The following is an 11033-nucleotide window of genomic DNA, read 5'->3' as shown; positions in this document are numbered from 1 at the left end:
TAGGCGCCCACGGCCTCAAACATGTGGCTCAGGCAGGAGCGGCGGCCGTCCTGGAGCCGTCCGGCCAGCATGGGGCCGCCGGAGCAGAAGATGGCGGGAATGTTCAGCCGGGCGGCGGCCATCAGCAGGCCGGGCACGTTCTTGTCGCAGTTGGGCACCATGACCAGGCCGTCGAACTGGTGGGCCAGGGCCATGGCCTCGGTGGAGTCGGCGATGAGGTCACGGGTCACCAGGGAGTACTTCATGCCGATGTGGCCCATGGCAATGCCGTCGCATACGGCGATGGCCGGGAACACGATGGGGGTGCCCCCCGCCATGCGCACGCCCGCCTTCACCGCCTCCACAATCTTGTCCAGATTCATGTGGCCGGGGACGATCTCGTTCTGGGAGGAGACGATGCCGATGAGGGGGCGCTCCAACTCCTCCTTGGTGTATCCCAGCGCATAGAACAGGGAGCGGTTAGGGGCGCGCTCCACGCCTTTGGTCACGTTGTCGCTTCTCATGGCAAGGTCCTCCTTATTTAATCCGTCATCGTTGTATGATGACACTTGCATTGTATGACTCCATATTATATGATAGAAGAAACAATGTCAAGCGCGGGGGAGGAAGTTTACATGGAAAAGCAGAGCCTGACCCAGCAGACCGCCCAGCGGCTGTATGGAAGAATCGTGGCGGAGGGGGGGCTGTCCCCCGGGGACAAGCTGCCCAATGAGCTGGATCTGTCCCGGGAGCTGGGGGTAAGCCGCACCACCCTGCGGGAGGCGGTTCGGATGCTGGTTGCCCAGGGGGTGCTGGAGGTGCGCCGGGGCAAAGGCACCTTTGTGTCCGCCCGGGTGGAGGACATCGACGACTTCGGCTTCACGGGCCTGAGCCGGGTGAAGGGCCAGCTGCGGGACCTGTTCGAGCTGCGCAGCATCTTTGAGCCCCAGGCGGCCATGCTGGCCTGCCGCCGGGCCACGGCGGAGGAGCGGGCGGACATTCTGGCCTGGGGGAGGGCGGTGGAGGACTGTATCCGCTCCGGCGCCGACCGCACCCAGGCAGACGCCGCCTTTCACGCTGCCATTGTCCGGGCCACCCACAACGAGTTTATGGTGCGCCTTCTCCCCCTCATCCAGCGGGCGGTGGCCACGGCGGTGGAGACTGGCGGGGAGGCGGAGCGGCTGGCGGCGGACACCCTGCGGGACCACGCACTGCTGCTGGAGTTTTTCGCCCAGGGAGACGAGGAGGGCGTGCTCCACGCCATGGCCATCCACATGCGCCACAGCGTGGACGTGATGGGCCTGGGCGAGGCCGGGGAGGAAGCGCATTAAAATCCCGCGCCGCCCCCGGCATCCGCCCTGCCTCTCGATACTAGGACCTGTTGACAATTTTCAAACAAGCCTTAAAGAGGCCGGCGGCTTTCCCTGTGGAAAGCCGCCGGCCTTGTTCTATATTATCAGGTACCGCCGCCGGAAAAACGGACAAAAAACGCATCTCCATCCTGTAAATTATGACAGTTTTCCCGCCCGCCTGTAAAAGTCCGTTTTATGCCTCTGTCCGTATGCTATTCTCTAGATAAAGGGAGAAAGAAGGCGCCGGAAAACCGGAACCTTCTTACCTGTGCATGCTGCCACATTTCCCATATAAGTGTTTCTATCCACATCCCATGTATCCAGGAATGGCAGTTTATATTATAACATGATTTCAGCTATTTTTACAATTTTGTTTTTTCTTATTGACATTTTTTCTGTATTATTGACAAATATCCCGCTCTTTGCTACATTGTATTTATTAACATTACTTAATATATAAAGGTGAATTATGAAAACACATCTGATCGCTCATATCATCAGCCCGGGCGGCAGCCAACCGCCCCGCATCCAGACCCTGGCGGAGCACAGCCGGAACGCCGCCCGGCTCTGCGCCGCCCTCTGCCGCCCGCTGGGCCTGGAAAAGCTGGGGGAGCTGACCGGCTTGCTGCATGATGCTGGAAAATCATGCCAGTCAGTTCAGAAGCACATCCGGCAGCAGACCAGGGAAAAACTCAACCACTCTGCCGCCGGCATGCGGTGGCTCTGGGAGCAGACCGCCGGACAGAGCTGCTCCGTCCGCCTGGCCGGGCAGATGGCCGCCCTCGCCATCGGCTGCCATCACAGCGGCCGCTGCGACTATCTGGCGCCCGACGGCAGCCAGCCCTGGCTGGAGCGAATGGACAGCCAACAGGCCCGGGCCCTCTACGGCGAGAGCGTGGACGCCTTCTTTTCCGACTGCTGTACCCGGCAGGAGATGGAGTCCCTCATCCAGGCGGCCGCCCTGGAGGTGGCCGCGCTCTACAAAAGGGCCAAAACCATTCTGCCAAAGGGAGAGGACAGGCAGCAGCGGCAGGACGCCCTCCAGTTCGGCCTGGGTCTGGCCCAGCGGTTTTTGTTCAGCGCTCTGGTGGACGCCGACTGGACCGATACGGCCAGCTTCATGGGCGGGACGCCCCTCCCCTCCTCCCCCTCCGACCGCCAGCGCCAGGAGGTCTGGGACCTGCTCTCCGGCCGGATGGAGGGCTTTATCCGCGCGATGAAGGCGGAGCGGCCCATTGACCTGCTGCGGCAGGAGATCTCCGGCCAGTGCCTGAGCGCCGCACAGCGCCTTCCGGCCGGTATCTACCGGCTGTATGTCCCCACCGGCGGCGGCAAGACCTACTCCGCCCTGCGGTTCTGCGTGGAGACGGCCCGGCGGCAGAATGCCCAGCGGCTGTTCTACTTCGCCCCCTATAAGTCCATTACCCGGCAGAATGCCGACAACATCCGCAGGGCCCTGGGGGCGGAGTACGTTCTGGAGCACCATTCCGACGTTCTGTTTGAGCCGGATCAGCAGGAACAGCGGGAGCAGTGGCTCGCCCTCAGCCAGCGCTGGCAGGGTTCGCCCGTGATCTGCACCACCATGGTCCAGCTGCTGGATACCCTGTTTGCCGCGCCCCGCCAGAACGTGCGGCGGCTCGCCGCCCTGGCCGGCTCCGTGCTCCTGCTGGACGAGGTTCAGGCCCTCCCCCTGCGGGACACCTGCCTGCTCACTCTGGCTCTGAATACCCTGGTCCACCTGTTTGGCTGCACTGTTATCCTGTGCACCGCCACCCAGCCCGACCTGACCCAGGTCCCATACCCCCTTCAGTTCTCCCGCGACAAGGACCTGGTGCCCGACTATCAGGCCCGGTTCCAGCAGTTCAGGCGCACCAGGATCGTCCCCCCGGCGGTCCCGGGGGAGCAGAGCCTCCCCGCCATTGCGGACTTTGTGGCCGGTCTGTTGGAGGAAAACCGCAGTATCCTGGTGATTCTCAACACCAAGGGGACGGTGAACCGGCTCTTTGACGCCCTTGCCCCTCTGATGCCGCCGGACTGCCCCCTGTTCTGCCTCACCACCTATCTCTGCCAGCGGCACCGGGACGATGTTCTGGCTCAGATCACCCAGCGGCTCCGCGACGGCCTGCCCCTTGTGTGCATCAGCACGCAGCTCATCGAGGCGGGCGTGGACCTGAGCTTTGACTGCGTGGTCCGGGATCTGGCCGGCCTGCCCAGCATCGCCCAGGCCGCGGGCCGCTGCAACCGCCACGGCGACGCCGGCTGCCGTCCGGTCTATCTCATCGAGTGCGCGGGCGAGCATCTGGACGCCCTGCCGGAGATCTACGACGGCAGGGAGATCACCCGCGCCCTGCTGGCGCAGCTGCCGCCCGGCGCGGATCTGCTCTCTCCCCAGGTCATCCAGATGTACTACCAGCGCTATTACAGCGGTCCCAGGCACCGGCTGGACATACGGTATCCCGTCTCCTCCGGCGGCTATGCCGCCACCACCATGGTGGACCTGCTCAGCTCCAATCCCCGGGGCGTCCAGGCCTTCCTGGAGCAGGGGCGGCGGCCGGAGGGCTCCAAGGATCTCTGCCAGGCCTTCGGCACGGCGGAGGCCGCCTTTGAGGCCATTCCCGACGAGACCCTCCCGGTGCTGGTGCCCTACAAGGAGGGCAAGGACAAGCTGCTCCTGCTGCAGTCCGCCGGCGGGACCCCCGCCCTGCTGCGGGAGCTGCAGCCCTACACCGTCTCCCTCAGCCGGAGCCAGTGCCAGCGCCTTGGGAACGCGCTCTACCCGGCCCTGGACGGCGCGGCCCTTGTCCTCCGGGAGCCCTATTACGACAGCGACCACAAGGGGCTCACGTTCACACCAGGCGGTATGGCCGCCCTCATTACATAATGTCTGCCGAATAAACCGCAAACCGGTTGATTCGCGCGGCGGCAGCCGCGGAATTCCATCAAAACGGCACAAAGGAGCCGCTTTGATGGAATTCCGCCATTGCTGCAATGCGTATTCCCGCCGGTGCATCTCAATGCACCGGCGGAAGGTGCTAGGGTTTTAGAACATTTCAGAAAGGAGGAATTGCTCTTGCAGTACAGCAACACCATCACACTGCGCGTCTGGGGCCGCTACGCTCTGTTCAGCGACCCCATTACCCGGGTGGGCGGCGAGAAGTTCAGCTATCCCGTCCCCACCTACCAAGCGGTCAAGGGGATTCTGGAGAGCGTATACTGGAAGCCGTCCTTCCTCTGGGTGCCCGACGCCGTCCGCATCATGAACCCCATCGAGACCGAGTCCAAGGGCATCCGGCCTATCCGGTACAACAATGGCACCAACGACCTGTCCATCTACACCTATCTGGTCAACGTATCCTATCAGATCCAGGCCCACTTCGAGTGGAACCCCCACCGCCCTGACCTGGCCGGCGACCGCAACGAGAACAAGCACTATTTCATCGCCAAGCGCATGCTGGAGCGGGGCGGCCGGCGGGACATCTTCCTGGGCACCCGGGAGTGCCAGGGCTATGTGGAGCCCTGCGCATTTCACGAGGGCCCCGGCGCTTACGACGGCACTCCGCCCATGCCCTTCGGGCTCATGGTCCACAGCATTACCTACGCCGACGAGGACGGCAGCGGCCAGATGAGCCAGCGCCTGTGGCGGCCCGTCATGGAGGACGGGGTAATCCGGTTCATCCGGCCGGAGGAATGCCCCGTCGTCCGCCCCATCCGCAGGCAGCGGGCCAAGTCCTTCGCGCTGGGCCAAAACATGCAGGACTGCGACGCGCTGTATCAGGAGGTGACCCGGGATGGGCTGGCTTGACCGGTGCTATCAGACCTACGAAAAGAATCTGTCCCATGTGGGCAAGCCCTCCGCCTCCCTCCGCTTCGGCTGGGACGCCCCCATGCTCCTGCCGGTGGCCCATACCACCCAGAAGGTCAACGTGGAGGTCAGCCTCTCCCCCGGCGGGGAATTTCTCTCCGCCCGGGTGCTCCCCTCCGACAAGATGACCACCGTCATCCCCTGCACCGAGGAGTCCTCCGCCCGCACATCCGGCCCTGTCCCCCACCCGCTGGCGGACAAGCTGCAGTACGTCGCGGGGGATTACGCCGCCTACGGCGGCGCCAGGAAGCCAATGTGGACGGCGTACCTCTCCCAGCTGCAGGCCTGGTGCGACTCCCCCTTTGGGATGGATGGGATACGGGCGGTCCTGGCCTACCTGAAGCAGGGCTGCCTCATCCGGGACCTTGTGTCCTATCGGGTTCTCTTCACCGACGGGGCGGGCCGGCTGCTGAAGAAGTGGACCGGCGCCAAGGAGGACACGCCCCCCATCTTCCAGTCCGTCACAGGCGGCGACCAGTCCGAGGCTTTTGTCCGCTTTCAGGTGGGGGGTGACGACCTCTCCGCCGACCCGGCGGTCTGGGACGGTTACACCCGGTACTATCTGTCCACGCTGAAGGACACCGGCGTCTGCTATGTGCAGGGCAGGGAAATGCCCATATCCCTGCTGAGCCCCTATAAAATCCGCAACGCCGGCGACCGGGCAAAGCTGATCTCCAGCAACGACAGCACAAACTTCACCTTCCGCGGCCGGTTTGAAACTGCCGGCGAGGCCCTCTCCATCGGGTATGAGACCACCCAGAAGGCCCACAGCGCCCTGCGGTGGCTGGTGGGACGTCAGGGGGTGCAGAACGGCGACCAGGTCATTCTGGTCTGGGGCACTGAGAATGAGCCCATCCCCCCTGTCACCGGCGACGCCTGCGACATTGTCATGGCCAGCCGCAGCGACCTGGACGACGATGACGACGACCTGGGCAGCCCCTTTGACGCCGCCGCGAACCTGCCCCGTACCCGGGAGGGGTTTGCCGCAGCGTTCCGCAAGGCCATTCAGGGATACCGCCACGCGCTGCCGGAGCACAGCCAGGTCAGCGTGATGGTGCTGGATTCCGCCACGCCGGGCCGGCTGTCCATCCGGTACTACCGGGAGCTCCGGGGCTCCCGCCTGATGGATTACATCGCGGACTGGCACAGGTCCTTTGGCTGGGAGCTGCGCTACCACAAGGTGCAGGCCCGGGAAAACGGGAAAAAGATCCTGATCCCTCTTGTCTTTGTGGGCGCGCCCGCGCCGGCCGACATCGCGGCGGCCGCCTACGGCGCCAAAGCGGATGAACGGCTCAGGCAGCAGACTGTGGAGCGCCTGCTGCCCTGCATCACGGAGGGGAAGCCCTTTCCAAGAGACCTCATGCTGTCGGCAGCCCGCCGGGCCTCCAACGGCATCGCCCTGGAGCCCTGGGAGGCCGGCAAGACCCGCAGCATTGCCTGCGCCCTGGTGCACGGCTATCACCACCGGAACCTGAAGGAGGAATACACCATGGCCCTTGATGACACCTGCAGCGACCGCAGCTATCTGTTCGGCCGCATTCTGGCCTGCGCGGAGCAGCTGGAACAGTACGCCGCTTACAGCACCTCGGGAGACAGGAACTCCCGCCCCACCAACGCCCTGCGGTACGAGGTGGCCTTCACCCAGCGTCCGGCCAAGACCCTCGCGCTGCTGCGCAAGCAGCTGGAACCCTATCTCGAGCGTCTGATCAGGGCGCAGAAACCCACCTATGCCAACGACCTCATGCTCCGGCTCATCGCCCGCATTCCGGCGGACCAGTTCAACGACCAGCCCCTGACTGAGCTGTACCTGCTGGGCTATGCCTGTCAGCGGGCGGAATTCTTCAAAAAAGGCGGCGCTGCCTCTGACGCAGATGAATAAAGGAGGAGATATCCATGGAATCCCTGCAGAATAAAATCGACTTTGCCCTTGTGATTGCGGTCCACCACGCCAACCCCAACGGCGATCCCCTCAACGGCAACCGCCCCCGTGAGACATACGAGGGCTACGGCGAGATCTCCGACGTCTGCCTCAAGCGGAAGATCCGCAACCGGTTGATGGATCTGGGGGCCAGCGTATTTGTCCAGTCGGACGACCGGCGCAATGATGAATTTCACAGTCTGAAGGACCGGGCCGACGCCTGCCCGGCTCTGGCCGGCGCCCTGAAGGCCAAGGACCGGGAGGCATACGCCAGAGCCGCCTGCGAGACCTGGCTGGATGTGCGCAGCTTTGGGCAGGTGTTCGCCTTCAAGGGCAAGGACGAGGGCGTGTCCGTGGGCATCCGCGGGCCTGTGTCCATCCACCCGGCGTTCAGCGTGGACCCCATCAACATCGACAGCCTGCAGATCACCAAGAGCGTCAACAGCGTCACCGGCGACAAGAGATCCAGCGATACCATGGGTACCAAGCACCGGGTGGGCTTTGCCGTCTACACCACCTTCGGCAGCATCAACTGCCAGCTGGCGGAGAAGACCGGCTTCACCGGCGCTGACGCCGAACTTCTCAAGGAGGCACTGCGCACCCTGTTTGAAAACGACGCCTCCGCGGCCCGCCCTGATGGCAGCATGGAGGTCCTGCGCCTCTACTGGTGGAAGCACAACTGCAAGAGCGGCCAGTATTCCTCCGCCAAGGTTCACCGTCTGCTCCATGTGGAGAAAAAGACCGATCTCCCCCGGGATATCCAGGACTACGCCATCACCTGCGGTGAACTGCCCGGCCTGGCGGTGGAAGTCTATGACGAATCCTGACGACTACCTGCAAATGTCCGGCATCCAGCACTTCTCTTTCTGCCGCCGGCAGTGGGCCCTGGCCTACATGGAGCAGCAGTGGGCGGAGAATCTGCGGACCGCAGAGGGGCATCTGCTGCACGAGCGCTGCCACGACGACTCCCTCCGCGAAAAACGCGGGGACCTGTTGACAATACGGGGCATGCGTGTGGTGAGCCACGCGCTGCGGCTGTCCGGCGTCTGCGATGTGGTGGAGTTTCGCGCAGATCCGGACGGCATACCCCTCCAGGGATATGCCGGGCTCTGGACGCCTCTGCCCGTGGAATATAAGCGGGGATCTCCCAAGGCAGGCGACGCGGATCGCCTGCAGCTGTGCGCCCAGGCCATGGCTCTGGAGGAGATGCTCGTCTGCGCCGTCCCGCGAGGCGTCCTCTTCTACGGGGAGGCCCGGCGCCGGGAGTGGGTGGATCTCACGCCGGAGCTGCGGCAAAAGACCAGGCAAATGGCCGGCGAGATGAACGACTACTTCTCCCGCGGGTACACGCCCAGAGTGAAGCCGGGCAGGCGCTGCAGCGCCTGTTCTCTGAAGGAGCTGTGCCTCCCGGCCCTCTGCCGGCGCGCAGACGCAGCCGGCTATATCCGCGCCCATCTGGAGGAGGGGGAGGGAGACTTCTTATGAGAAAGCTGTTGAACACCCTGTTTGTCCTGACCGAAAACAGCTATTTGAGCCTGGATGGAGAAAATGTTCTCATCAGCCAGGACAGGACCGAAACGGCTCGTTTTCCCCTGCACACGCTGGAAGGAATTCTCTGCTTCTCCTATGGGGGCGCGTCCCCCGCCCTGATGGGTGCCTGCGCGCAGCGGAATGTGGATCTGGCCTTTTTTACGCCGCGGGGCCGTTTCCTGGCCCGCTCCGTCGGTGAAACCAGCGGAAACGTCCTGCTGCGGCAGCAGCAATTCCGCGCCGCCGACGATCCGGGCGTCAGCTGCCGGTACGCCAAAGGATTCCTTCTCGGCAAAGTCTATAACGCCCGCTGGGTGCTGGAGCGCGCCACCCGCGATCACCCCCAGCGGGTCCCCGTGGACGAGCTGAAGACGCGCTCCGGCCAACTGGCCGCGGCCCTCTCCCGCATTGAAGAGGCCATAACCCTGGAAGAGCTGAGGGGCATCGAGGGCGAGGCGGCGCAGCTCTATTTCGGCGGATTCGACCATCTGATCTTACAGCAGCATGAGGCGTTTGCATTTACCAGGCGCACCCGCCGCCCTCCCCTGGATCCGGTCAACGCCCTGCTCTCCTTTGCCTATGCGCTGTTGGCACGCGACTGTGCCGCGGCGCTGACGGGTGTGGGGCTCGACCCTTATGTAGGTTTCCTGCACCGTCCCCGGCCAGGCCGCACCAGTCTGGCCCTGGATCTGATGGAGGAGCTGCGCGCCGTTTACGCCGATCGCTTCGTCCTGACCTGTATCAACCATAAGACAATCCTGCCCAGGCACTGTGTACAGCAAGAGAGCGGCGCGGTCCTTCTGACCGACGAAGGCCGCCGTGCCTTCCTTCAGGCATGGCAGCTGCGCAAACAGCAGGTTATCCAGCACCCGTTTCTGGGTGAAAAGATCCCCTGGGGGCTTGTGCCCTATGTTCAGGCGCTGCTTCTGGCGCGCACTTTGCGGGGTGATTTGGACCGCTATCCGCCTTTTTTCTGGAAATGAAAGGAGCGGAGGTCTGTGCTTGTTCTGGTGACCTATGATGTCAATACCGAAACTGCCGCAGGCCGGCGGAGGCTGCGCAAGGTTGCCAAAGCCTGCGTCAATCACGGTCAGCGGGTACAAAATTCTGTGTTTGAGTGCATGCTGGATGCCGCTCAGTACGCGATATTCCGGGCCGAGCTTGCCGCTTTGATTGACCCGTCTGCAGACAGCCTGCGGTTCTATCAGCTTGGCAACAGCTACAAAACAAAGGTAGAACATATCGGTCTCTCGCCTCAATTTCCACAGGATGGAATTCTGCTTGTGTAGTGCCCTATTGAGACGATACCATTGCATCCCCATCTGGTGCGGATCCCCAGCGCACATAAAACCACCGGCTTCCTCGCACCAGTAAATCTCAGGAGTTTGGGCTTCCAAGTCTTGATTTTGCCTGCACACTGCACAAAATGCGTCTTATTTTTTGTGTGCTATATTTTATTTGTCAAATGGCGATGAAAATAATATCATTTTATCATCACATTTGCTGTCGTCCTCCTCGCGGAGGACGTGGATAGAAATTCCTCAAAGTGGGTGACGGCGATATAGCCAAATGGCGTCGTCCTCCTCGCGGAGGACGTGGATAGAAATAATGCCCAACGTATTTCTCACGGCAGGATCAAGCCGTCGTCCTCCTCGCGGAGGACGTGGATAGAAATTTTTGAGCCGATCGATAAATTCAATCGCTTCTTCCGTCGTCCTCCTCGCGGAGGACGTGGATAGAAATGTCTTCCCATCCAGCAGGAGCAGCGCCACCCGGCGGTCGTCCTCCTCGCGGAGGACGTGGATAGAAATGCTGGTCCTGGCCCATGTAGCTGATAGAGGGCCGGTCGTCCTCCTCGCGGAGGACGTGGATAGAAATATACTGGAGCGCCAGCTTTGCATAGTGCTTTGCGTCGTCCTCCTCGCGGAGGACGTGGATAGAAATTTCTTTGTCTGGTGTGCGCACCCATATGCTCCGCGGGTCGTCCTCCTCGCGGAGGACGTGGATAGAAATTCAGCTCTCGATAGTTGGCGAGCTGCATCGCAAAGTCGTCCTCCTCGCGGAGGACGTGGATAGAAATATCGTCTGTCACCCCCAAGAGGATATTGACCAACGTCGTCCTCCTCGCGGAGGACGTGGATAGAAATTAATTGAACTGTGCCGAATCATTCTGCGAATTGGGTCGTCCTCCTCGCGGAGGACGTGGATAGAAATTTCAGAGGCCTTTTTTAGTTGGCTGGTATTGTCAGTCGTCCTCCTCGCGGAGGACGTGGATAGAAATACAATGTGCTTACTCATTGTACACCTCCCAACCGGTCGTCCTCCTCGCGGAGGACGTGGATAGAAATCTAGTGGACGGAGTACCGCCAGTTCCGACATAACGTCGTCCTCC

General features: G+C 62.4%; 9 protein-coding genes and 1 CRISPR repeat array. Of the genes, 8 read left to right on the top strand and 1 reads right to left on the bottom strand.

Annotated features, from left to right (window positions below):
- The coding region (locus Q0K06_RS13030; protein ID WP_294553336.1) for a dihydroxy-acid dehydratase at positions 1-503 on the bottom strand (503 nt) is incomplete at its 3' end.
- Between the two features lie 111 nt (positions 504-614).
- Here Q0K06_RS13030 and Q0K06_RS13025 point away from each other — a divergent pair.
- The 8 genes from Q0K06_RS13025 to cas2 all read left to right on the top strand — a co-directional run bounded on the left by Q0K06_RS13025 (position 615) and on the right by cas2 (position 9930).
- Positions 615-1310 carry a FadR/GntR family transcriptional regulator gene (locus Q0K06_RS13025; RefSeq protein ID WP_294553333.1) on the top strand — a complete coding sequence of 232 codons (696 nt, stop codon included), beginning with the start codon at positions 615-617 and terminating at the stop codon, positions 1308-1310.
- Between the two features lie 490 nt (positions 1311-1800).
- Positions 1801-4212 (top strand): CRISPR-associated helicase Cas3', encoded by a 2412-nt coding sequence (gene cas3, locus Q0K06_RS13020; RefSeq protein ID WP_294553331.1) that lies wholly within the window; start codon positions 1801-1803, stop codon positions 4210-4212.
- 189 nt (positions 4213-4401) lie between these two features.
- Entirely contained in the window at positions 4402-5133 is a 732-nt protein-coding gene (gene cas5c / locus Q0K06_RS13015; protein WP_294553328.1) for a type I-C CRISPR-associated protein Cas5c, read from the top strand.
- On the top strand, positions 5120-7072 hold the full coding sequence (gene cas8c, locus Q0K06_RS13010) for a type I-C CRISPR-associated protein Cas8c/Csd1 (RefSeq protein WP_294553325.1): 1953 nt from the start codon (positions 5120-5122) through the stop codon (positions 7070-7072). Before cas5c ends, cas8c begins: the two co-directional genes overlap by 14 nt.
- 14 nt (positions 7073-7086) lie before the next feature.
- Positions 7087-7938, top strand: a complete 852-nt coding sequence (gene cas7c / locus Q0K06_RS13005) for a type I-C CRISPR-associated protein Cas7/Csd2 (RefSeq protein WP_294553322.1) — start codon at positions 7087-7089, stop codon at positions 7936-7938.
- Positions 7925-8596 (top strand): CRISPR-associated protein Cas4, encoded by a 672-nt coding sequence (gene cas4 / locus Q0K06_RS13000; protein ID WP_294553319.1) that lies wholly within the window; start codon positions 7925-7927, stop codon positions 8594-8596. Before cas7c ends, cas4 begins: the two co-directional genes overlap by 14 nt.
- Positions 8593-9624, top strand: coding sequence for a type I-C CRISPR-associated endonuclease Cas1c (gene cas1c / locus Q0K06_RS12995; RefSeq protein ID WP_294553316.1), 1032 nt, complete (start codon positions 8593-8595; stop codon positions 9622-9624). Before cas4 ends, cas1c begins: the two co-directional genes overlap by 4 nt.
- 15 nt (positions 9625-9639) lie before the next feature.
- Entirely contained in the window at positions 9640-9930 is a 291-nt protein-coding gene (gene cas2, locus Q0K06_RS12990; RefSeq protein ID WP_294553313.1) for a CRISPR-associated endonuclease Cas2, read from the top strand.
- Positions 9931-10146: 216 nt separating this feature from the next.
- Positions 10147-10989: direct repeats of the CRISPR family, unit length 33 nt; unit sequence GTCGTCCTCCTCGCGGAGGACGTGGATAGAAAT.
- Positions 10990-11033: the final 44 nt, after the last annotated feature.

The sequence above is a fragment of the uncultured Pseudoflavonifractor sp. genome (assembly GCF_944387805.1).
Lineage (GTDB): Bacteria > Bacillota > Clostridia > Oscillospirales > Oscillospiraceae > Pseudoflavonifractor.
The sequence above is the reverse complement of the archived record's forward strand: the minus strand, read 5'-3'. Positions and strand labels throughout refer to the sequence as shown.